Raw genomic sequence first — 21,134 nt, forward strand, 5'->3', positions numbered from 1 at the left:
CAAGATGAGTGCTTTTGCCGGGATGGAAGACCTGTTGCAGGATTTCCTGCAGGAAGCCGGTGATCTGCTGTCGGATGTCGACAACAAGCTCGTCGATCTCGAGCGGAGTCCCGACGACGCCCGTTTGCTGAATGACATCTTTCGCGGCTTTCACACGATCAAGGGTGGCGCCGGCTTTCTCAACGCCGCCGAACTGGTGACGCTCTGTCACCTGACCGAGAGTTTGTTCGACAAGTTGCGGAACGCCGAAAAAACGCTGACGCCGACCTTGATGGACACCATCATGGCGGCCACGCAGGCGGTTCGCGACATGTTCGGCGAGATCGCCCAGGGGCGGCAGCCGGACCCGGCGCCGCTCGAAGTGACGGGCACGCTGCGCGCCGCACTGGTCGATGAAGTGGCCAACAGTCCCGACCTTGCTGCGCCGGTAACGCCGGTAACGCCGGTAGCGGCGGCGCCAGAGAAGCGCGCTTCGGCGGCGACAGGTCCGGACTGGCAGGTCTTGCATCAGGCACTGGTCGGCCAGAACGCAGCGCCGGCAGCCGCACGGCCACCCGCCGCCACGGCGGCCGCGGCGGCAGCGGCGACGGCCGTCGACGTGGCGGCGCTGCAGCCGCATTTCCCGCCGGAAGGACGTCGTTCTACCGACAAGCCGGGCCTGGCCGCGCGCACCGGCAGTTCGGGTCGTCGCGCCGAAGAAAAAAGCGCCGCTCGCGAGACGACGATCCGGGTCGATACGGCGCGCCTGGATCAGGTGCTCAATCTGTCCGGCGAAATCGGTTTGACGAAGAACCGGCTGACCAGTTTGCGGGCGGATATCCTCGCCGGCAGAACCGACACCGAGACGCTACAGGCGCTCGACCAGGCGGTCAGCCAGCTCGACCTGCTGGTCTCCGACTTGCAGAATTCGGTGATGAAGACGCGCATGCAGCCGATCGGTCGCCTGTTCCAGAAATACCCACGGATTGCCCGCGATCTGGCTCGACAACTCGGCAAGGACGTCGAGCTGGCGCTGATTGGCGAAGAGACAGAAGTCGACAAGACGATGATCGAAGATCTGGCGGATCCGCTGATTCACCTGATTCGCAATGCCGTCGACCACGGTGTCGAGTCACCCGAGCAGCGGCGAGCGGCCGGCAAGGACGCCAAGAGCGTGGTTCGGCTCGAGGCGCGTCAGGAGGGTGATCACATCGTCTTGATCATCGCCGACGATGGTCGCGGTATCAGCCCTGAACGGATCAGGGCGAAAGCCGTCGAGAAAAACATCATCAGCGAAGAAGAGGCCAATACGCTTGACGATCGGCAGAGTCTGAATTTGATCTTCCTGCCCGGTTTCTCGACCATGGCGCAGGCCTCGGCCGTATCGGGCCGCGGCGTCGGCATGGACGTTGTCAAGACCAATATCCAGAAGCTCAACGGTTCGATCGAGATCCGCTCCGAACTTGGCAAGGGCTCGGTGTTCATCATTTCGCTGCCCTTGACGCTGGCCATCCTGCCGGTGCTGCTGGTGGTCCTCGGCGAGCAGCCGTTTGCGCTACCGCTGTCGATGGTCAGGGAAATCCTGCCGATCGACTCGGAGAACATGCAGGAGGTTGGCGGCAAGGAAACGCTGGTCGTCCGTGGCGAGATCCTGCCGGTGATCGCCCTGTCGCGGCTGCTCGGCTGGCCGCAGCTGCGAAAACCCGAGTTTGGCGTCCTGATGCAGACCGCCGAGCGGAGCTTCATTCTCGCTGTCGACAACTTCGCCGGTCGTGACGACGCGGTGATCAAGGCGCTTGACGATTTTCGGCCGCGCGGCGTCGCCGGCGTGACGACGCTGTCCAACGGTCAGATCGTTCTGATCCTGGACATGAAGGAATTGCTCACCGATTTGACCGCGCCTGCCGAACGCGAACTGCGCCATCTGCCCGTCCGGGCGCTGGAATCTCTTGCCTGAACGCTGCGGCAGTCAGCATCTTCCACAAGGGGCTTCGGCCCCTTTTTTGCATTTGTGTCGTTGCGACAACTGTTGCGCACGCGCCACTATTCGAGAATTGGCCTAAATAAGATCGCCTACATCTTTATTTATTAGAGTTTTTTCCTATAATAGCCACGATCCCACTGGAAACTCGAAATGGCAGAGGAAAGCGACCTCGAAAAAACCGAAGCGGCGTCATCGAGACGTCTCGAACAGGCGCGTGAGGAGGGACAGGTCCCTCGCTCACGGGAGGTCGGTACCTTTCTGATTCTGATCGTTGCGGCGGCCGGTTTCTGGCTGGTCGGTCCGTGGCTGGTGGAGCGCGTTGCCGGGCTTTTCCGCCGGGCGTTGATCGTCGACCAGGGGCTGGCGCGCGAACCGGCGCTGATGCTGGTTCGCCTGGCCGATATCTCGATCGACGCGATGCTCTCACTCACGCCGCTGTTCGCGGCCCTGATCGCCGCCGCGTTGCTCTCGCCTTTTTTTGTTGGCAGCTGGAATTTCTCGCCGAAGGCCCTGCAGCCCGACCTGGGTCGGATGAATCCACTCAAGGGCCTGGCGCGCCTGATTTCCTGGAACGGACTGGTCGAATTGCTCAAGGCGGTGGTCAAGTCTTCGCTGATCGCCGGCGTTGCCGCCTGGGTTCTGTGGAACGAGAGAGGCGACCTGCTGGCGATGTTCGCGCAATCACTCGACGCCGGTCTGGCCGCCGCCGGCCACTTGCTCAGTTTCAGTTTTCTGGTGATTGTTTCGGCGATGCTGCTGATTGTCGCGGTCGACGTCCCGTTCCAGATCTGGCAGCACCACGACAAGCTCAAGATGAGCCGTCAGGAAGTCAAGCAGGAAGGCAGGGAGCTGGAAGGTAATCCGGAGGTCAAAAATCGCATCCGTCAGTTGCAGCGGGCTGCCGCGCGCAAGCGGATGATGGCGGCCGTGCCGGCTGCCGACGTGATCGTGACCAACCCCAGCCACTACGCGGTGGCCCTGGCCTACAAGAGCGGCATGGGCGCACCGAAACTGCTGGCCAAGGGAATGGGCGAGATGGCGCTCAGGATCCGCGAGGTCGCGGCCGCCAACGACGTGCCGACGGTCGAGGCGCCGCCGCTGGCGCGGGCGCTCTACCGCCACGCCGAACTCGACCAGGAAATACCGGCGGCGCTCTACGCGGCCGTCGCCGAGATTCTCGCCTACGTCTATCAGCTGCACAGCTGGCGCACGACGGGCGGCAAGCATCCGCAGCCGCCGCGCGACATCGCCGTTCCGGTCGAACTCGTTCCGGAGGCGCAGCATGGCTAACGCCGCCGTCGTCGCGGTGCACGATCTCTTCGCTCGCTTCGGCCATCGGCAGCTGGCCGGTCCGCTGGTGATCCTGGCGATTCTGGCAATGATGGTGTTGCCCTTGCCGCCATTTGTGCTCGATCTCTTTTTCACCTTCAACATCGCCATTTCGGTAATCGTCATGCTGGTCGCGATGAGTGTGCTGAAACCATTGGATTTCTCGGTGTTCCCGACCGTCCTGCTGGTGACCACCTTGCTGCGGCTGTCGCTGAACGTTGCGTCTACCCGCGTCGTTCTGCTCGATGGGCATACCGGTCCCGGCGCGGCAGGGCAGGTCATAGAAGCCTTCGGATATTTTCTGGTCGGCGGCAATTATGCGGTCGGTCTGGTGGTGTTCACGATTCTGGTGATCATCAATTTCGTGGTCATCACCAAGGGTGCCGGACGCGTCGCCGAAGTCGCCGCGCGGTTTACGCTCGACGCCATGCCGGGCAAGCAGATGGCCATCGACGCCGATCTCAACGCCGGCCTGATCGGCGAGGACGAAGCGCGGAGGCGACGCGTAACTATCGCCGACGAGGCGGACTTCTTCGGTTCGATGGATGGTGCGTCCAAGTTTGTTCGTGGCGACGCCGTTGCCGGCATTCTGATCATGCTGATCAACGTCGTCGGTGGGCTCTTCGTCGGCGTTCTCCAGCACGATCTGGATATCGCCACCGCCGCCAAAACCTACACCCTGCTGACCATTGGTGATGGCCTGGTGGCGCAGATCCCGGCGCTGATCATCTCGATTGCCGCGGGCATGGTCGTCACCCGCGTCGGCGATGGCCAGGACGTCTCGCAGCAGTTCGCTGCGCAGCTGTTCAAGAATCCGCGCTTGCTGTTCCTGACCGCGGCGATCATCGGCTTGCTGGGCCTGATTCCCGGCATGCCGAATTTCGTTTTCCTGCTGCTCGCCGGCGTTCTCGCGACGCTCGCCTGGCAGCTGGAGAAAAGCGAGCGCGTCGAGGCGCCGCTGCCGGTCGCCGTCGCACCGGTCGCCGCGCGTGACACGCAGGAAGCCAGTTGGGCCGACGTCACGGCGCTCGATGTCCTCGGCCTGGAGGTCGGCTATCGCTTGATTCCGCTGGTCGACAAGGCGCAGGACGGCGAGTTGCTGCGGCGCATCCGCGGCATTCGCAAGAAGTTCGCGCAGGAAGTGGGTTTCCTGGTGTCGCCGGTACACATTCGCGACAATCTGGAACTCAAACCGAATGCCTACAAGATTCTCCTGAAAGGCGTCGAGATCGGCGTTGGCGAAGCTTTTCCGGGCAAGCTGCTGGCGATCAACCCCGGCCGGGTTGCCGGCGAGGTGCCGGGAACGGTCACCAAGGACCCCGCCTACGGTCTGCCGGCGGTGTGGATCGACCTCGGCTTGCGCGAGCAGGCGCAGGCTTACGGCTACACCGTCGTCGACGCCAGCACGGTGACGGCGACGCATCTCAATCAGCTGATTCTTACCCATGCCGCCGAGCTTCTCGGGCGACAGGAGACGCAGGCGCTGCTCGATCACCTGGCCAAGGAAATGCCCAAGCTGGTCGAGGACGTGGTACCCAAGGTGCTGCCGTTGGGTGTTTTCCAGAAAGTGCTGCGCAATTTGCTGGAAGAGGGCGTCCATCTTCGCGATATGCGCACGATCATCGAAACGCTGGCCGACGTCGCGCCGCGCTCGCAGGATCCCGAAGTGCTGACCGCGCAGCTGCGGATGGCGCTGGGTCGTTCGATTGTCCAGGAGCTGTTTCCGGGCGCTGCCGAAATACAGGTGATGTCGCTCGACCCGCAACTGGAACGTATTCTCTTGCAGGCTGTAGCCGGCGGCGGCGATGGCACCAGTATCGAGCCCGGTCTGGCCGATACGCTGGTCCGTGAAACGGCGGCTGCAGCGCAGCGCCAGGAAGACGTTGGCTTGCCGACCGTGCTGCTGGTACCCGGCAAGCTGCGCACGTTATTGTCGCGTTTCTTGCGCCGCAGTATCTCGCAGCTGAAGGTCCTGGCGCACGGCGAGGTGCCTGAAAACAGGATCATCAAAGTTACCTCTATCATTGGAGGCAGGGTATGAACGTCAGGAAATTCATCGCCGCGACCGCGCGAGACGCCTTGCGCAAGGTCAAGGAGACTCTCGGACCGGACGCGATCATTCTGTCCAATCGCAGCATTCCGGGAGGCGTCGAGATCATGGCGGTTGCCGCCCGCGACATGGAAATGATCGTGCCGAGCGCCGAGCGCCCGGCGCCGCGCCGGGAATCACCGCCGGCCACGTCACTCGATACCTCGGCCAGGCGAGCGCCGGCGCCGGCGCGGGCAGTCGCCAAAGGATCGGCGCCGGCCGCGGCGCCAGCGCCGCGCCCGGCATCGCCAGCGCCGCATCGATCCTCGCCACCGTTGGCGGCACGACCGCTGCCGAAGATCGAGCTGCCGCGGCCGCAGCCGAGCAGCGGTCCGCCAGCGCAGGCCGAGGTGGTTTCCGCCGCCGTGATGGACGAGATTCGTAGCCTGCGGCGAATCGTCGAGCAACAACTGGCCGGTTTTGCCTGGGGTGAGTCGGCACGTGCCGAACCGGTCAAGACCGAAATCCTGCGGCAGATGCTCGACGCCGGCTTTTCGCCGCGCTTTGCCCGCGATTTGCTCGCCGACCTGCCGCACGATCTCGACGCCGCCCAGGCGCTGGCGTGGGTCAAGGGTGGCGCCGACCGCGGCATGTTGACCACCAATAGCGAGGCCGACATCGTCGATCGTGGTGGTATCTATGCGCTGGTCGGTCCGACCGGAGTCGGCAAGACGACGACCACCGCCAAGCTCGCTGCGCGCTGCGTATTGCGCCACGGCGCCCGCAAACTCGCCCTGGTGACCACCGATGGTTACCGGATCGGCGCGCACGAGCAGTTGCGCATCTACGGCCGCATCCTGGGCGTCTCCGTGCACCTGGCCAAGGACGCCGACGACCTGCGGGCGACGCTGCAGGACTTGCGGCACACGCACATGGTACTGATCGACACGATGGGCATGAGTCAGCGCGATCGTCTGGTCAGCGAGCAGGTGGCGATGTTTGCCGACAATGACGTCAAGTCGCTGTTGCTGCTTTCGGCGACCGGCCGCGGCGATACCCTGGACGACGTCGTCAAGGCCTACAGCGGCCTGCAGCATTTGGCCGGTTGCATTCTCACCAAGGTCGACGAAGCTGCCAGCCTGGCGGCTTCGCTCGACGTCGTCATCCGCCATCGTTTGCGGCTCTACTACGTTTCGAACGGGCAGCGGGTGCCCGAGGATTTGCACCTGCCGAATCGCGCTTATCTCCTGCACCGCGCCTTCAAGGATCTGCCCGAGACTTCGCCGCATCGTCTGGACGGCGTCGAGCCGGGTCTGATGATGGCCAGCGCGGCGGTCAGCGCGGCAACCGCCGGAGTTCAGCATGGCTGATTTTCGGGGCGATCAGGCGGCCGGGCTACGCCGCCTCTTTGGCCGTCCGCAACTGCGGGTGGTGACTTTCGTCGCCGGTGGCGTCGGTGTCGGCAAGAGCGTCGTCGTGGCCAATGTGGCTGCTGCGCTGGCGCGGCAGGGCCGCGACGTACTGGTGGTCGACGAGAATACCGGCGACAACGTCGCGGCGTACTTCGGTGCGCCGGCGCACTACGATCTGCAGCAGGTGATCGATCGCAAGAAATCGCTGGCCGAGGTCATCGTGGCGGTGGCGCCGGCCGTGCGGGTCCTGCCCGCGGCCGGGGTGGTCAACCAGCTGGCCAATCTGAGCGTCGCCGAGCAGCGGATTCTGCTCGATAGCCTCGGCGAAATCGGTCGGCCGGCCGACGTCGTTCTGGTCGATGCCTCGCTTGATCATCCGCTCGGCTTTTCGCCGCTCGGTCTGGCCGCGCAGGAAGCGGTGATTGTCGTCGCGCCGAACGGCGCTTCGATTACCGAGGCCTACGCCTTGATCAAGAAAGTCAGCCTGGCGTACTCGCGCAAGGATTTCCGTATTCTGGTCAACAAGGCACGAACCGCTGGCGAGGCGCAGGCCGTTTACGACAATATTGCCGACGTGACGCATACGCGCCGGCTCGCTCGTCTCGATTTCGCCGGCTACGTCCCTCTTGACGAGCATCTGCGGCAGGCATCGCGGCTCTGTCAAGCGGTCCTCGGGCTGTTTCCGGAGTCGCCGGCAGCCGGCGCGTATCAGCGGCTGGCCAGCGACCTGCTCGCCTGGCCAATAGCCGATACGCATGGCGGTGGGCTCGAATATTTTGTCCAACAACTGCTACACTTGAGCCAACGTATCGATCCAACAGCTATCTACGCCTGATAGCTCCCCCCAGAAAAGAATGTACAACGCGGCTGGTCAGATCAACAAGGAGCAGCTCGTCCGGCGCTTTGCACCGATGGTAAAGCGCATTGCGTGCCATTTGATGGCTCGCCTGCCTGCCAGTGTGCAGCTCGACGATCTGGTGCAGAACGGGATGCTTGGCCTGCTTGATGCCATTGGCCGCTTCGAGGCCGGCGTCGGCGCTCAGTTCGAAATCTATGCGGCGCAGCGCGTGCGTGGCGCCATGCTCGACGGCCTGCGCGAGAACGATTGGTTGCCGCGTAGCTTGCGCCGGGACTGCCGGCGCATCGAAGTGGCGATCGCTCGGCTCGAACAGGAAAATGGCCGCGCACCGACCGAAAGCGAGCTTGCCGATTCTCTGGAAATGCCGCTGACCGACTATCAGAAGATGCTGCAGGACGCGCGCGGGCATCAGCTTGTCTATCTCGAAGATCTGGTCGCCGAGGATGGCGACGATTTCCTGGCGCGGCATCGCGTCGAAGGAGACTCTGACCCGGCGAAACTGTTCGATGGCGAGCGCGCCCGTCTGGCGTTGGCGCAGGCCATCGCCGTTCTACCGGAGCGTGAAAAGTTGATGATGGCCTTGTATTACGAGCAGGATCTGAACCTTCGCGAGATCGGCGAGGTAATGGGCGTTAGCGAATCGCGCGTCTGCCAGTTGCACAGCCAGGCCGTCGCCAGACTGCGCGCGCGCTTGTTCGCAGGCGCTGGCAAGGCGCCGAGGAAGGCACGGGGCGATGGATAGGATTAGTATTCTCGGCTTGTCGATTGGTTTTCTGGCGATCGTCGGCGGCCAGATTCTCGAAGGCGGCCACCTCGGGTCGCTGTCGCAGCCGACGGCGTTTCTGATCGTCGTCGGCGGCACGCTCGGCGCGGTCATGTTGCAGAGTCCGTACGCCACTTTTGTGCGCGGCATCCGGATGGCGAAGTGGATCTGGCGCCCACCGGTGTTCAACCCGCAGCAATTGATCCAGCAGGTTTCCGGCTGGAGCCAGGTGTCGCGGCGCGAGGGCCTGCTGGCGCTCGATGCGGTGGTCAACGAGCTCAGCGATGAGTTTTCGCGCAAGGGTCTGCAGCTGCTGGTCGATGGTGCCGAGCCCGAGCGGCTGCGCGAGGTGCTTGAAGTCGAGATCAATACCTTCGACCAGGAAATGAAGCTCTCGGCAAGAATCTGGGAGGCGGCCGGTGGTTATTCGCCGACCATTGGCATTCTTGGCGCGGTGATGGGCCTGATCCAGGTGATGGAGAATCTTTCCGACCCGTCGAAACTTGGCGCCGGCATCGCGGTCGCCTTCGTGGCGACGATCTATGGTGTCGGACTCGCCAATCTGGTCTATCTACCGATGGCCAACAAATTGAAGGCACACATCAATCGCCTCGTCGTGCAGCGCGAAATGATCGTCGATGGGCTGGTGGGCATCGCCAATGGTGACAACCCGCGGATTATCGAAAGCCGCCTGCAGGGCTATATTTTCTGATCCATGACCCGCCGAAAGCGCGAAAACCGGCACGAGGAGCACGACAACCACGAACGCTGGCTGGTGTCGTACGCCGATTTCATTACGCTGCTGTTTGCCTTTTTCGTGGTGATGTACGCGCTGTCGTCGGTCAACGAGGGCAAGTATCGGATTCTCAGTGATTCGATGGTCAGCGCCTTTCGCAACGTCCCGGTCAATAGCGTCGGCCAGATCCCGTTGGTGGTGCCGACGCCGGTACCCGTCCAGAAGGCCAGCCTGGCCGACAAGACGCAGGAACCGGTGCGCCAGAAACAGCGCGAAAAAATGCGCAATATCGCCCGCGACATCCTGGAGGTGATGGCGCCGCTGGTCGAGCAGGGAAAGGTTCGGGTCCTCGAAACGAGTCGTGGCGTGACCATCGAGATCAACGACAGCATCCTCTTCTCGCCCGGGCAGGCGCTGCTCCAACCGCAGCTGGCCAGAGCCATGCAATCGGTCGCCGAGGTGCTGGTGGCCACTGATTTTCCAATTACCATCGAGGGTCATACCGACGACGTGCCGATCAGCAATGCGCAGTTCCCGTCGAACTGGGAGCTCTCGGCGGTACGGGCGACGACCGTCTTGCGTCTGTTCGCCGCTGCCGGAATCGCCCCGACACGGCTGACGGCGATTGGCTACGCCGATACGCGCCCGGTTGAGCCGAATGCGCTCGCTGACGGGCGGGCGCGCAATCGGCGGGTATCGATTCTGATCGACTCGAACATTCCCGAAACGGGGACCGAAGTCAATTTGCAGGCGCCACCGGTCGAGCCACGCGCCGAGCAGGAGCCGCCGCAGGCGGCACCGGCGACTCCGGTAGCGGACCGATAGTCCGGGCCGGGCAGCGCTACGCGTCTAAGCGCTGTCGCTGATGCGACGACCGCTGGCCGGGGTACTTTGGCCGTCCGGGCCATACAAGCCGGCCGCGGTGTTGCTGTTCAGGAGGATTTCGAGGGCCTGCGCGTTGTTCTGCATGCGTACCTGGATTAGTTCGCCATTCGCTCGATTGAGTTCACGCGCCTGCCTGGCGACCGTCAGCAACGACGACCAGACAGTTCCAGCGCGCTCTTCCTGCGGCTGCGCCTCAAGCCAGGCGACGACGCCAGCGCGATCGTTGGCCAGGCCGCCGGCGGCCAGTAGCTGCTTGCGGCGAGCGGCAAGGCTGGCAAGTTCGGCGGCGATCGCATTCTTCTGCGCGACCAGGTCGATCAGATCATCGACTTCGCCCTTGACGAGCATCTGCTGCTCACGCTCGAGCAGCGTCACGAAGCCCTGTACCGCCGCGACTTCGGCCTCCAGGGTCTGCAGGAAGGCGCTACTGGCGCTGGCCATCGGCTATTCGGCCGCGCCTCAGGTCTTCGCTTGCGCAGCGATGAGTTCGCTGGCCGAGGTGATCAGGCGCTCGGCAACGGCGTCGACGTTGATCGAGAAGCGACCGTCGGCGATCGCCTGCTTGATTTCAGACACCCGCGTGGCATCAAACGACGTTGCCTCGCCCGACACCTGCAGCTGTTCGGCCAATGCACTCAGATGAACTTCGCTGGCGCCAACGGCCGCTGGCCCGCTGGCGCCGGTACGACTGCGCGCCTCGTTACTGCCGCCTAGCGCGCTGGCAGTGCTCGTTGAGCTGTCGATTTTCACGATGCTATCCCTTGAACGGTGGTTCTTACATCAACTATCGGCGAAAAACGGCCGAACTTTAACATTTTTGTGGCGGACGCTGGCGTTACGTCAATACGCGACCTCGACGATGCCGCCCGGACGCGCGACGCCGCTGACGACCTGTCCTGACGAGGTTCTGACCTGCGCTATCTGGCCGTCGGTGGCGTTGTTCAGTGCTTTTCCTTCATTGCTGACCGTAAAACCGGCACCGCTGGACAGCAACTTGACGCTTTGTCCCTGCTGCACGACCCAGGGTGCGGTCAGCAGGTCGCTGCGTAGCGGCTGGCCGGCGGCGACGCCGTTTCTGACCGTCATGCCGATCGCCTGCGCCGTCTCGGTCACGACGTTGGCCGGCAGTGTGCCGAGGTCGCCGTTTTGCGTGAATACGTCGGCGGCGCTGACGATCTGCCCAGGCCGTAGCTGCCTTGCGGTCACCAGGTAGTTGCCCGCAACTTTTATCTGAACCGGCACATAAACGGTCCAGGCGCTTGGCGCCAGGCAGCGTACGCCGATGGTCGTTCGTCCCCACAGTCGACTGCCCTGCGGCAGAAACGGCTCGAAGGCGTTGCACGGCGCCGCCTGGGCCTGTTGATCGAGGCGGCCGACGGTATAGCTCGCCTTGCCCGGCAAGCCCTGCGTTTGAACGCGCAGGTACTGATCGAGCGCGGCCGACAGCGAAGCCTGGGCGAGCACGCCCGCACTAAAGGTGGCCAGGAGAACGAGCAGCAGACACAGCAACTGGCGGCGCGGCTTGGGAGCCTGAGGAATACGCATGCCGCCATTCTGCCTGACTTTGTGGCGTGGGCGAAGCGGCAGAGCGAAGCCACGAGCGAGCCGTCGGGCCAGGTGGCCGGCAATATTTGCCGCCGAGCCGGCAAAAGCGGGTCGCCGGCGTGGCCGCGGCGCGCTCGCATCGACTCTCGACACGCCTGCCTGGGCGGTGGCACGGCTATTGCTTAATGGTTTTCACCAGCGTCCACTTTGTCGTGAGGTCCGCGTGCTCAACAAGATACAAGATGCGCTTTTTTACCAGCAGCAGGCACTGACTTTGCGCGCCAATCGGCAGCAGGTGCTGGCGGGTAACATCGCCAACGCCGATACGCCGCACTACCAGGCGCGCGACTTCGATTTTGCCAGCGCGCTGCAGAGCGCCGTCAGCGGCCGCGGCGAAGCGAGCCTGCGGCTGGCGACGACGTCGCCGGCTCACCTGCCGGGTGCGGCCGACGCGTCGTCTGCGCCGCTGCTGTATCGCCAGCCGACGCAGGCCAGTGCCGACGGCAACACCGTCGATATGGACGTCGAGCGCGCCCAGTTTGCCGAAAATTCCTTCTACTACCAGGCCGGCCTGACGTTCTTGACGGGCCGCATCAGAACGCTTCAGACAGCTATCCAGGGACAATAATTATGAGCCTCTTCAACGCCTTGCACGTCGCCGGCAGTGCCGTGACCGCGCAGGCGATGCGCCTCAACGTGGTCGCCAGCAACCTCGCCAACGCCGATAGCGTGGTCGGTTCGGATGGCCAACCGTACCGCGCCAAACAGGTCGTTTTCGCCGCCACGCCGATGGGCAGTGCAGCGGCACAAGGGGTGCGCGTCGCGCAGGTCGTCGAGGACGCCAGTCCGGGGCGCATGCTCTACGATCCACGCAACCCGGCGGCCGACGAACGGGGCTACGTGACGATGCCCAACGTCAGCGTTGTTGACGAAATGACCAACATGATCTCGGCGTCGCGCGCCTACCAGACCAATGTCGAGGTGATGAATACCGCCAAACAACTGCTGCTCAAGACCCTGACACTTGGCCAGTAAGAACGAAAACTCGAGGAGAATTTGATGACCACCGTGCAAGCAAGCAGTGCCAGCAGCGCAAACAACGACATCCTGGCGTCGGTGAACGCGCAGTCCAGGTCTGGCAGCAACGAGCTGGTGTCGACCAGCGAGGCGGTGCAGAACCGCTTTCTCAAGCTGCTGGTGACGCAGCTGAAGAACCAGGACCCGCTCAACCCGCTCGACAACGCCGCGGTAACCACCCAGATCTCGCAAATCAATACCGTCACCGGCATCGAAAGACTCAATACGACGTTGGAGAGCTTGTTGGCGACCTATAACGATGGCCAGGCGGTGCAGGCGGCGGCCCTGATCGGCAAGAACGTCCTGGTTGGCGGCTCGGGGCTGCTGCTGGCCGATGGTGCCGCGAGTGGCGGCGTCAGTCTTGCCGAGCCGGTCGACGACGTGCTGCTGAGCATTCTCGGCGCCGGCGGCAACGTCCTGCAAAGTCAGCGTCTTGGTGCCCGCGACGCTGGCAGCTTCGCTTTCACCTGGGATGGCAAGACCGCCGCCGGCGCCGACGCCACGCCGGGTAGCTACGGCTTCGCGGTTGAAGCGGTGCGCGGTGGCGAAAAAGTGGCTGCTGAGGCGCTTCAAATTGGCACGGTTTCTGCTTTGGTTAGAAACAAGGGTAGCTTCCAACTCGACCTCGGTGGACTGGGACGGGTGGAGTTGAGCAAGGTCCAGCAGATTCTTTAGGAGGTGTAAGGATGGGTTTCCAACAGGGTTTGAGTGGCCTGGACGCGGCGTCTGCAGCGCTTGATGTGATCGGCAACAACGTCGCCAATTCGACGACCGTCGGCTTCAAGAGCGGCAACGCGAACTTCGCCGACCTGTACGCGGCGTCGCTGGGTTTTGTCGGCGCTTCGCAAATCGGCATCGGCGTCAGCGTTGCAGCGATTCAGCAGCAATTTACGCAGGGGAATCTGACGACTACCAATAACCCCCTTGATCTGGCGATTAATGGCGGCGGTTTTTTCCGCATGAGCGACAACGGCGCCACCAGCTACACGCGCAATGGTCAGTTCCACATCGACAAGCAGGGTTACATCGTCAATGATCAAGCGCTGCGCCTAAGCGGCTATCCGGTCACCGCCAGTGGCCAGATATCGGCTGCCAACCCGGTCGAGCTGCAGATCAACGCCAGCCAGATTCAGCCGCGGGCGAGCAGTGATCCGCTGGCCGGAAACCTCACGGCGGTCGTCAACCTCGATTCGCGCGAAACGGTGCCGGCCGTTTTGCCGTTCAATTCGACCAATCCCGAGACGTACAATTTTTCGACGGCCTTGACGGTCTTCGACACGCTGGGTGTCGTGCACAATCTGAGCACCTTCTACGTTCTCAACACGCCGACGGCACCAGACGGTGGCGAATGGACGCTGCATGCGACGCTCGACGGCGCCGATCCGGTACCCGCCGCGCCGGTCGGCAACCTGGTTTTCGATACGTCGGGCACCTTGAGCGCCGGCACCTTGCAGACGCTTCCTTCGTGGAATCTGAGCACTGGCGCCACTTCGCCGTGGTCGCCGGGAACCATGGACTTCAGCGGCACCACCCAGTACGGCAGTGAGTCGAGCGTCAATAGCCAGACGCAGGGGGGCTTCGCCTCGGGAAGTCTAGTGACTGTCGGCGTGGCCAACGACGGGATCGTGCAGGGGCGTTACAGCAACCGGCCAGACGCGCGACATGGGGCAGGTCGTGCTGGCCACCTTTCCTGACCCGAATGGCCTGCTGAATCTCGGTAACAACCAGTGGCGCTCGACGGCGGCGTCGGGTTCCGAGTTGGTCGGCGTGCCGGCTTCGGGCAGCCGCGGCGTCATCCAGTCGTCGGCCGTCGAGGATTCGAACGTCGACCTGACCAACGAATTGGTCGCCATGATTACCGCGCAGCGCAATTACCAGGCCAACGCCCAAACGATCAAGACGCAGGATCAGCTCATGCAAACGCTGGTCAACCTGCGCTAGTGGCTGAATCGATCAGAAAGACGCTGGCACGACAATGGATCGGCTAATCTACACCGCGATGAGTGGCGCCAAGCAGGTTTTCCTGCAGCAGGCTGGCGTCGCCCAGAATCTGGCCAACGCCACGACCAACGGTTACCGCGCCATGGAGCACCGCTTCCGCGCTGTACAGGTGCTCGGCGACGGCGCGCCGACGCGCGCTTTTGCCGTTGATGCCTCGGTCGCCAACGTCTTCGACCAGGGCCCGGTGAGCCTCACCGGCCGGCCGCTCGACGTTGCCGTCGAGGGCGCCGGCTGGATCGCCGTGCAGGGCAGCGACGGACGCGAGGCCTATACCCGCGCCGGCAATCTCAAGACCGACGCCAATGGTTTGCTGCAGACCAGCGCCGGCTTCAACGTCCTTGGCGAGGGCGGGCCGATCTCGCTGCCGCCGGACAACAACATCGCGATTGCTGCTGACGGGACGGTCTCGAGCATTCCGCGTTTTGGCGCCGGGGCGATCAACAACGCCAATGTGGTTGGTCGGATCAAACTCGTCAATCCGCCGGAAGCTGAAATGGTCCGCGGCGACGACGGCTTGTTCCGGACGGCCAACGGTTTCCCGGCGCTCGCCGATGAGAACGTCAAGCTGACGCCGGAGGCGCTCGAGGGAAGCAACGCCAACTCGGTAGACGCCATGGTGCGCATGATCAGTCTGGCGCGTCAGTTCGAAATGCAGATCAAGATGCTGCAGACCGCCGACGCCGATGCGCGTGCGGCAACGCAGCTGCTAACGATGAACGCTTGATAGGATGAATGCCGCATGATGCGCTCGCTGTGGACTGCCAGTACCGGCCTCAACGCCCAACAGGTACAGATCGACATCATCGCCAACAATCTGGCGAACGTCAGCACCAATGGTTTCAAGCAGGCGCGCGGTATTTTCGCCGATCTGCTCTACCAGACGCTGCGCCAACCCGGCGCGCAATCGTCGCAGACCACGCAGATCCCCGACGGTCTGCAGATCGGCCTGGGGGTGACGCCGGTGTCGACCGGCCGGATCTTCACCCAGGGGTCTCTGCAGCAGACCGGCAACAGTCTGGACATGGCCATCGACGGCGCCGGTTTCTTTCAGGTGCTGCTGCCCGACGGGACTACCGCCTACACGCGCGATGGATCATTCCAGAAGGACAACCAGGGGCAACTGGTGACAACCAGCGGTTATCCCGTACAGCCGGCGATCACCATTCCTGAGAACGCCCTGAGCGTCACCGTTGGCAGCGACGGGGTGGTCAGCATCACCCAGCCGGGCACCACCGCAACGGTGCAGATCGGCACCCTCCAGGTCGCCACCTTCATCAACAACGGCGGCTTGCTGGCCGTCGGCAACAATCTCTTCCTGGAGAGCGCCTCGAGCGGAACGCCGACGCCCAACACGCCGGGGACCAATGGTTCCGGACTGGTGATCCAGAACTACGTCGAAGCGTCAAACGTCAATGTCGCGCAGGAGCTGGTCAACATGATCCAGACGCAACGCGCCTACGAACTCAATTCGAAGGTCGTCTCGACCTCGGATCAGATGCTGGCGCGTCTGACCCAGTTGTAAGGGGCCCGAGATGAAAGATTTCGTGCCGTTCTTCAAGTCACTGCTGGCGATTTCCGTACTGCTCGTGGTCAGCGCGTGCACAACCGTGCCGCCGACCAACATTCATCAGCCGATGACCGCACGGCCGCAGGCGCGAACCGACGCGCTCGCCGCCAACCTCGCGGCCACCGGCAGCATCTACCAGGCCGGCGCTTCGCGGACGCTGTTCGAAGACCGGCGTGCGCGCTATGTCGGCGATACGATCACCGTCTCGATTACCGAAAACACGACCGCCGCGACCAAGTCCAATACCAACGTCAGCAAGACCGGCAGCATCAGCGCATCGGCCGGGCCGTTCGTCGGTTCGCCCGCCAACTGGTTCCGGCCGGCCGAGCTGAGCGCCAGCAGTAGCAACGTCGCCGCCGGCAAGGGCGATGCTGCGGCCAACAACGTCTTTACCGGCTTCATTACAGTGACCGTGATCGAGGTCCTGCCGAACGGCAATTTGCTGGTCTCCGGCGAGAAGCAGGTAGCGATTGGCCACGGACAGGAATACATCCGCCTTTCGGGTATCGTCAATCCGTATTTCGTCAATGCGGCGAACACCATCCCGTCGTCGCAGATCGCCGATGCGCGAATCGAGTACAAGGAAAGCGGCACGATCAGCGAGGCGCAGATAATGGGCTGGCTGGCACGATTCTTCCTGTCGGCGCTGCCATTCTAACGGTCATGAAATTCGCCAGTCGCCGACGCGACTTGCCCAGCAAGGAGAACATCAGGTGATCCCGATCAGCGACAGTCGCGCGCGCCGGCTGCTGTACTACACGGCAATTCTTGCCGGCCTGGCGCTGTTCAGCGCGCCGGCCGCCGCCGAGCGCATCAAGGACCTGGCTTCGGTACAGGGCGTTCGCAACAACCAGCTGGTCGGTTACGGGATCGTCGTTGGCCTCGACGGTACCGGCGATCAGACCACGCAGACGCCCTTTACGACGCAGGCGATCATCAACATGCTGGCGCAACTCGGCACCACCCTGGCCACCACGCAGTCGTTGCAGCTGAAGAATGTCGCGGCGGTGATGGTGACCGCCAATCTGCCGTCCTTTGCCGGCATCGGGCAGCAGATCGACGTCACCGTCTCGTCGATGGGCAACGCCAAGAGCCTGCGCGGCGGTACCCTGGTGATGACGCCGTTGAAGGGCGCCGACGGCCAGATCTATGCGCAGGCGCAGGGCAACCTGCTGGTCGGTGGCGCTGGCGCGTCGGGCGGTGGCAGCCGGGTTACCGTAAACCACCTGCTGGCCGGCCGCGTCGCCGGCGGTGCGACGGTCGAGCGCGAAGTGCCGACGGCTTTGGGTCAGGGTCCGTTCATCCATTACGAGATGAGCTCGACCGACTTTGGCACCACCCAGCGGGTCGTCGAGGTGATCAATCGCGAGATCGGGCCGGGTACGGCGCAGGCACTCGACGGACGGCGGATCCAGGTGATCGCGCCGACCGATCCGAACAGCCGGGTTGCCTTCCTGGGGAGGCTCGAGGGTCTCGAAGTCCGCCCGACCAAAGGCATGGCCAAAGTAATCATCAATCCGCGCACCGGCTCGGTGGTGATGAATCAGACGGTGACCATCGAATCGTGTGCGATCGCGCACGGTAGTCTCTCGGTGGTGATCAACACCGAGCAGAAAGTCAGTCAGCCCAACGCGCTGGCCGCTGGCCAGACGGTGACCACCAGCCAGAGCGAGATCGATATCAAACAGGGTGGCGGTTCCTTGATGCAGGTGAAAGCCGGCGTGAGCCTTTCCGAGGTGGTCAAGGCGATCAACGCGCTCGGTGCCGGACCACAGGACCTGCTGTCGATCCTGCAGTCGATGAAAGCCGCGGGTGCCCTGCGTGCCGATCTCGAGATCATTTGAGTTGGCGTGTAACGGCATGGAAAATGCCAAAGGTCGCCCATGAAATCCATTGACCTCGCCAGCAATCGTCTGGTTCTTGATCCGGCGGCGGCGGCTGATCTGCGTGCTCGCCTCGGCCAGGACGCGCCGGGCGGCGTGCGGCAGGCGGCGCAACAATTCGAAGGCATGCTGCTGCACCTGATGCTGAAAAGCATGCGCGACGCAAGCGCCAGCGGTGGCCTGCTTGACAGCGAACAGAGTCGCTTCTTTACGGCCATCGGCGATCAGCAAATGGCTGCGCAACTGGCGTCGCAAATGCCCCTCGGCTTTGCCGGGCTGATCGAGCAGCAGTTGGCGCGACAGTCCGCCGGCGGCCAGGCTGAGGCCGCGCCTTCGCCGCTCGAGGCGCTGCAGCAGTCGCTGCGCTCGTCGTACGCGGCCACTGCCGCGGCAGCGATAGCCGGCGCACCGGTCCGGGGCGCGGCTGGCGCCAGGTCGGCAACGCCGGTGGCCGCGGCTGACGGCGCGCCGGCGGCCAGCACGCGTGAATTTGTCGATCGTGTCTGGCCGCACGCGCTCGAGGCCGGGGCGGCGACCGGCATTCCTCCTCACTTTCTGGTTGCCCAGGCGGCGCTCGAGAGTGGTTGGGGCAAACACGAGATCCGCGCCGCCGACGGTACGCAGAGTTTCAACGTCTTTGGCATTAAGGCCGGGCGTAGCTGGTCAGGACCGACGGTCGAGGTGCAAACCAGCGAGTTCGTCGATGGCGTGGCGCAGTCCGAGCGAGCGAAGTTTCGCGTCTATTCGTCGTACGCCGAAGCTTTTCATGACTATGCGCAACTGCTACGCAGCAAGCCGCGTTTTGCCGACGTGATCGGTCAGCAGGACGGCGCCCAGTTTGCGCGTTCATTGCAGCAGGCGGGCTACGCGACCGACCCGATGTACGCCGATAAAATTGCCCGTATCATCGGTGGAGCAAGCTTGCGGCAGGCGCTGGAGGGGTAGTGCTTCAACGGATTTACGGCGCGGCCACTAAATTTCCCGGCTAAGCTGCCGTTTACAGAGTTATCGAAGAGGAAACTCAGGCCATGGGCACAGGAATCATCGGCACCGGCGTCAGCGGCTTACTGGCCGCCCAGCTTGGACTGCAGACTACCGAGCACAATATCGCCAACGTCAATACCGTCGGCTTTTCGCGGCAGCGCAGCGTGCAGGCGACCAATCCATCGCTGTCGACCGGCGCCGGCTTTATCGGCCAGGGCACGCACGTGGCGACGATCGAACGGATGTACAACCAGTTTCTGACCAACCAGGTTGATCGTTCTCAGAGCAGCGCCAGCGAACTCGACAGCTATTACGCGCAAATCAGTCAGATCAACAATATGCTGGCCGACCCGAGTGCCGGCCTGTCGCCGGCCTTGCAGAGCTTCTTCAACAGTGTTCAGGACGTCGCGGCCAATCCGTCGGAGCTCGCGAGTCGGCAGGCCATGCTCTCCGCCGGACAGGGGGTCAGTGCGCGCTATCAGTCGTTCGGCGATCAGCTCGCGCAGATGTACGGCGGCGTCAATTCGCAAATCACCGCCACCGTCAGCGGCATCAATTCATACGCCGAACAAATCGCCCTGCTGAACCAGCAAATCGTCGTCGCCGAGGGCTCCACTGGTCAGCCGGCCAACGATTTGCTCGACAGCCGCGACCAGCTCGTTGCCGACCTCAACAAGCTGGTCAAAGCGCGAACGACGAGCAATAGCGACGGTAGCTATAACGTCTTCATCGGCAGCGGCCAACAACTGGTCGTCGGCTCACAGGTGCTGGCGATCGCCACGACGCCCTCGTCGGCCGATCGCTCCCGCCTGGCGGTCGGTTTGAAGACCGCGGTGGGTGTCCAGGAAATGCCCGACAATTTGCTGCGTGGCGGCACTCTCGGCGGCCTGCTGCAGTTCCGTAGCGAATCGCTCGACCAGACCAGCAACGACCTGGGCCGCAACGCCGCGTCGCTGGCCTTGACTTTCAATGCGCAAAGCGCGCTCGGCCAGGATCTTCTCGGACAATCGCAAGTCTCGTCGTCGGTAGCGGGTTTTACACCAGACTTCTTCGTGATTCCCTCGCCGGTGGTGATTGCCAACACCGGCAACCCGGCTGGCAGCCCGACCGTCAGCGCTGCTTTCGTGATCCCGACGCCGTTCAAGGGCAACTACTACACCGATCTCGGAAGCAGCGATTACCGACTCACCGCGGACGCCAGCAGCGTGACGCTGACGCGCCTGTCCGACAACAAGCAGTGGTCGGCGCTTGGCGACGACGTGGCGCTGATCAATGGCCAACTGGCCAACGATCCGCAGGGGTTCACGCTCGCCGCCGGACCCTTGCTGGCGGGTTCGAGCTATCTCATCGAGCCGACGCGGGCGGCGGCCAGCAACATCAAGCTGAACTCGGCGGTGGTCGCCGACGCGAGTCTGATTGCCGCTGCCGGTCCGGTCCGCACCGCGGCGGCGAGCACCAATACCGGCGCCGCCAAGGTTTCAGCGGGCAGCGCCGGACCTGGCTATGCGGCGGCTGTTGCCGGTATGCCGATCAACGTCCTCTATCAGGACGGCGAACTGCGCAACTTTCCGGTCGGTGCGCAGGTATCGGTCGACGGCGGCGTGCCGGTGCTGATCGCGGCGCCCAGCGATGGCGTGGCGTACACCAGCGGCGCGACGATCACCCTGGTCGGCTCGCTGGCAAGCACGCCGCCGAGTGGTTTCAGTTTCGTGCTCAGCGGACCGCCCAATAACGGCGACAGTTTTGCGATTGCCGCCAATTCGGCGGCTTCTGCCGATGGCCGCAACGCGCTGGCGCTTGCGCAGTTGCAGACGCAGGCGACGATGTCGGGTAACTCGGCTTCGTTCCAGCAGGCGTACGCGCAGTTGGTCAGCCAGACGGGCAGCAAGACGCGCCAGACCGAGGTCGCCGCCGCGGCGCAGAATTCCCTGCTGGCACAGGCAGAAGCCAGTCGCCAGTCGCTTTCCGGCGTCAATCTCGACGAGGAGGCCGCCAATTTGATCCGATACCAGCAGGCCTACCAGGCCTCGGCCAAAGCGCTACAAATTGGCACCAGTCTGTTCGACACCATTCTTGCGTTGGGGCAGTAGCCAGGAGAGTC

Annotated in this window: 22 protein-coding genes; 19 read left to right on the forward strand and 3 right to left on the reverse strand. The window is 63.5% G+C overall.

The genetic code is table 11. The annotated features are described in order from the left end of the window. The first annotated feature begins 4 nt into the window (after nucleotides 1–4). The 8 genes from QZ656_RS17035 to motD all read left to right on the forward strand — a co-directional run bounded on the left by QZ656_RS17035 (nucleotide 5) and on the right by motD (nucleotide 9,916). Nucleotides 5–1,936: a chemotaxis protein CheA gene (locus QZ656_RS17035; protein ID WP_291994514.1), complete on the forward strand. Its 1,932-nt coding sequence runs from the start codon at nucleotides 5–7 to the stop codon at nucleotides 1,934–1,936. Between the two features lie 177 nt (nucleotides 1,937–2,113). Continuing rightward, nucleotides 2,114–3,253: a flagellar biosynthesis protein FlhB gene (gene flhB / locus QZ656_RS17040; protein WP_291994515.1), complete on the forward strand. Its 1,140-nt coding sequence runs from the start codon at nucleotides 2,114–2,116 to the stop codon at nucleotides 3,251–3,253. Continuing rightward, the gene (gene flhA, locus QZ656_RS17045; protein ID WP_291994516.1) at nucleotides 3,246–5,333 is read left to right on the forward strand and encodes a flagellar biosynthesis protein FlhA; all 2,088 of its coding nucleotides are present in this window, start codon (nucleotides 3,246–3,248) and stop codon (nucleotides 5,331–5,333) included. Before flhB ends, flhA begins: the two co-directional genes overlap by 8 nt. After that, on the forward strand, nucleotides 5,330–6,691 hold the full coding sequence (gene flhF / locus QZ656_RS17050) for a flagellar biosynthesis protein FlhF (protein WP_291994517.1): 1,362 nt from the start codon (nucleotides 5,330–5,332) through the stop codon (nucleotides 6,689–6,691). Before flhA ends, flhF begins: the two co-directional genes overlap by 4 nt. Further along, nucleotides 6,684–7,568: an AAA family ATPase gene (locus tag QZ656_RS17055; protein WP_291994518.1), complete on the forward strand. Its 885-nt coding sequence runs from the start codon at nucleotides 6,684–6,686 to the stop codon at nucleotides 7,566–7,568. Before flhF ends, QZ656_RS17055 begins: the two co-directional genes overlap by 8 nt. 19 nt (nucleotides 7,569–7,587) lie before the next feature. Beyond that, nucleotides 7,588–8,334: an RNA polymerase sigma factor FliA gene (locus QZ656_RS17060; protein ID WP_291994519.1), complete on the forward strand. Its 747-nt coding sequence runs from the start codon at nucleotides 7,588–7,590 to the stop codon at nucleotides 8,332–8,334. Beyond that, nucleotides 8,327–9,067, forward strand: coding sequence for a flagellar motor protein (locus QZ656_RS17065; protein ID WP_291994520.1), 741 nt, complete (start codon nucleotides 8,327–8,329; stop codon nucleotides 9,065–9,067). Before QZ656_RS17060 ends, QZ656_RS17065 begins: the two co-directional genes overlap by 8 nt. A 3-nt stretch (nucleotides 9,068–9,070) precedes the next feature. Then, complete coding sequence (gene motD / locus QZ656_RS17070; RefSeq protein ID WP_291994521.1) at nucleotides 9,071–9,916, forward strand: flagellar motor protein MotD; 846 nt, start codon at nucleotides 9,071–9,073, stop codon at nucleotides 9,914–9,916. Between the two features lie 24 nt (nucleotides 9,917–9,940). Here motD and QZ656_RS17075 read toward each other — a convergent pair whose 3' ends face one another. The 3 genes from QZ656_RS17075 to flgA all read right to left on the reverse strand — a co-directional run bounded on the left by QZ656_RS17075 (nucleotide 9,941) and on the right by flgA (nucleotide 11,521). Further along, nucleotides 9,941–10,417: a flagella synthesis protein FlgN gene (locus QZ656_RS17075; protein ID WP_291994522.1), complete on the reverse strand. Its 477-nt coding sequence runs from the start codon at nucleotides 10,415–10,417 to the stop codon at nucleotides 9,941–9,943. 18 nt (nucleotides 10,418–10,435) lie between these two features. Beyond that, nucleotides 10,436–10,726, reverse strand: a complete 291-nt coding sequence (gene flgM, locus QZ656_RS17080) for a flagellar biosynthesis anti-sigma factor FlgM (RefSeq protein WP_291994523.1) — start codon at nucleotides 10,724–10,726, stop codon at nucleotides 10,436–10,438. A 90-nt stretch (nucleotides 10,727–10,816) separates the two neighbouring features. Further along, nucleotides 10,817–11,521, reverse strand: coding sequence for a flagellar basal body P-ring formation chaperone FlgA (gene flgA / locus QZ656_RS17085; protein ID WP_291994524.1), 705 nt, complete (start codon nucleotides 11,519–11,521; stop codon nucleotides 10,817–10,819). 223 nt (nucleotides 11,522–11,744) lie between these two features. Here flgA and flgB point away from each other — a divergent pair, with 223 nt between their 5' ends. The 11 genes from flgB to flgK all read left to right on the forward strand — a co-directional run bounded on the left by flgB (nucleotide 11,745) and on the right by flgK (nucleotide 21,123). Then, on the forward strand, nucleotides 11,745–12,149 hold the full coding sequence (gene flgB / locus QZ656_RS17090; protein ID WP_291994525.1) for a flagellar basal body rod protein FlgB: 405 nt from the start codon (nucleotides 11,745–11,747) through the stop codon (nucleotides 12,147–12,149). A gap of 2 nt (nucleotides 12,150–12,151) precedes the next feature. After that, entirely contained in the window at nucleotides 12,152–12,556 is a 405-nt protein-coding gene (gene flgC, locus QZ656_RS17095) for a flagellar basal body rod protein FlgC (protein ID WP_291994526.1), read from the forward strand. Between the two features lie 24 nt (nucleotides 12,557–12,580). Further along, nucleotides 12,581–13,273, forward strand: a complete 693-nt coding sequence (locus QZ656_RS17100) for a flagellar hook assembly protein FlgD (RefSeq protein ID WP_291994527.1) — start codon at nucleotides 12,581–12,583, stop codon at nucleotides 13,271–13,273. An 11-nt stretch (nucleotides 13,274–13,284) separates the two neighbouring features. Then, entirely contained in the window at nucleotides 13,285–14,292 is a 1,008-nt protein-coding gene (locus QZ656_RS17105; protein ID WP_366522184.1) for a flagellar hook protein FlgE, read from the forward strand. Next, on the forward strand, nucleotides 14,273–14,539 hold the full coding sequence (locus tag QZ656_RS24170; protein WP_366522185.1) for a flagellar hook-basal body complex protein: 267 nt from the start codon (nucleotides 14,273–14,275) through the stop codon (nucleotides 14,537–14,539). The genes QZ656_RS17105 and QZ656_RS24170 overlap by 20 nt, the downstream gene beginning before the upstream one ends. A gap of 34 nt (nucleotides 14,540–14,573) precedes the next feature. Further along, nucleotides 14,574–15,323, forward strand: coding sequence for a flagellar basal body rod protein FlgF (locus QZ656_RS17110; RefSeq protein ID WP_291994528.1), 750 nt, complete (start codon nucleotides 14,574–14,576; stop codon nucleotides 15,321–15,323). Nucleotides 15,324–15,338: 15 nt separating this feature from the next. Then, nucleotides 15,339–16,121, forward strand: coding sequence for a flagellar basal-body rod protein FlgG (gene flgG, locus QZ656_RS17115; protein ID WP_291994529.1), 783 nt, complete (start codon nucleotides 15,339–15,341; stop codon nucleotides 16,119–16,121). A 10-nt stretch (nucleotides 16,122–16,131) separates the two neighbouring features. Further along, on the forward strand, nucleotides 16,132–16,824 hold the full coding sequence (locus QZ656_RS17120; protein WP_291994530.1) for a flagellar basal body L-ring protein FlgH: 693 nt from the start codon (nucleotides 16,132–16,134) through the stop codon (nucleotides 16,822–16,824). A 91-nt stretch (nucleotides 16,825–16,915) separates the two neighbouring features. Further along, nucleotides 16,916–18,010, forward strand: a complete 1,095-nt coding sequence (locus QZ656_RS17125; protein ID WP_291994699.1) for a flagellar basal body P-ring protein FlgI — start codon at nucleotides 16,916–16,918, stop codon at nucleotides 18,008–18,010. A 39-nt stretch (nucleotides 18,011–18,049) separates the two neighbouring features. After that, nucleotides 18,050–18,994 (forward strand): flagellar assembly peptidoglycan hydrolase FlgJ, encoded by a 945-nt coding sequence (gene flgJ, locus QZ656_RS17130; RefSeq protein ID WP_291994531.1) that lies wholly within the window; start codon nucleotides 18,050–18,052, stop codon nucleotides 18,992–18,994. An 83-nt stretch (nucleotides 18,995–19,077) separates the two neighbouring features. Beyond that, the gene (gene flgK, locus QZ656_RS17135; RefSeq protein WP_291994532.1) at nucleotides 19,078–21,123 is read left to right on the forward strand and encodes a flagellar hook-associated protein FlgK; all 2,046 of its coding nucleotides are present in this window, start codon (nucleotides 19,078–19,080) and stop codon (nucleotides 21,121–21,123) included. Nucleotides 21,124–21,134 lie beyond the last annotated feature (11 nt).

The sequence above is a fragment of the Candidatus Accumulibacter sp. ACC003 genome (genome assembly GCF_907163085.1).
Classification (GTDB): Bacteria; Pseudomonadota; Gammaproteobacteria; order Burkholderiales; family Rhodocyclaceae; genus Accumulibacter.

Excerpts from the sequence above, each read along its gene's own strand:
- flgJ (WP_291994531.1), top strand. The coding sequence starts at position 18,050 with ATGAAATCCATTGACCTCGCCAGCAATCGTCTGGTTCTTGATCCGGCG.
- QZ656_RS17060 (WP_291994519.1), top strand. The coding sequence starts at position 7,588 with ATGTACAACGCGGCTGGTCAGATCAACAAGGAGCAGCTCGTCCGGCGC.
- flhB (WP_291994515.1), top strand. The coding sequence starts at position 2,114 with ATGGCAGAGGAAAGCGACCTCGAAAAAACCGAAGCGGCGTCATCGAGA.
- flgA (WP_291994524.1), bottom strand. The coding sequence starts at position 11,521 with ATGCGTATTCCTCAGGCTCCCAAGCCGCGCCGCCAGTTGCTGTGTCTG.
- flgG (WP_291994529.1), top strand. The coding sequence starts at position 15,339 with ATGATGCGCTCGCTGTGGACTGCCAGTACCGGCCTCAACGCCCAACAG.
- QZ656_RS17055 (WP_291994518.1), top strand. The coding sequence starts at position 6,684 with ATGGCTGATTTTCGGGGCGATCAGGCGGCCGGGCTACGCCGCCTCTTT.
- flhF (WP_291994517.1), top strand. The coding sequence starts at position 5,330 with ATGAACGTCAGGAAATTCATCGCCGCGACCGCGCGAGACGCCTTGCGC.
- flgC (WP_291994526.1), top strand. The coding sequence starts at position 12,152 with ATGAGCCTCTTCAACGCCTTGCACGTCGCCGGCAGTGCCGTGACCGCG.
- motD (WP_291994521.1), top strand. The coding sequence starts at position 9,071 with ATGACCCGCCGAAAGCGCGAAAACCGGCACGAGGAGCACGACAACCAC.
- QZ656_RS17065 (WP_291994520.1), top strand. The coding sequence starts at position 8,327 with ATGGATAGGATTAGTATTCTCGGCTTGTCGATTGGTTTTCTGGCGATC.
- flhA (WP_291994516.1), top strand. The coding sequence starts at position 3,246 with ATGGCTAACGCCGCCGTCGTCGCGGTGCACGATCTCTTCGCTCGCTTC.
- QZ656_RS17120 (WP_291994530.1), top strand. The coding sequence starts at position 16,132 with ATGAAAGATTTCGTGCCGTTCTTCAAGTCACTGCTGGCGATTTCCGTA.
- QZ656_RS17035 (WP_291994514.1), top strand. The coding sequence starts at position 5 with ATGAGTGCTTTTGCCGGGATGGAAGACCTGTTGCAGGATTTCCTGCAG.
- flgK (WP_291994532.1), top strand. The coding sequence starts at position 19,078 with ATGGGCACAGGAATCATCGGCACCGGCGTCAGCGGCTTACTGGCCGCC.
- QZ656_RS17110 (WP_291994528.1), top strand. The coding sequence starts at position 14,574 with ATGGATCGGCTAATCTACACCGCGATGAGTGGCGCCAAGCAGGTTTTC.
- QZ656_RS17100 (WP_291994527.1), top strand. The coding sequence starts at position 12,581 with ATGACCACCGTGCAAGCAAGCAGTGCCAGCAGCGCAAACAACGACATC.
- QZ656_RS17075 (WP_291994522.1), bottom strand. The coding sequence starts at position 10,417 with ATGGCCAGCGCCAGTAGCGCCTTCCTGCAGACCCTGGAGGCCGAAGTC.
- QZ656_RS17105 (WP_366522184.1), top strand. The coding sequence starts at position 13,285 with ATGGGTTTCCAACAGGGTTTGAGTGGCCTGGACGCGGCGTCTGCAGCG.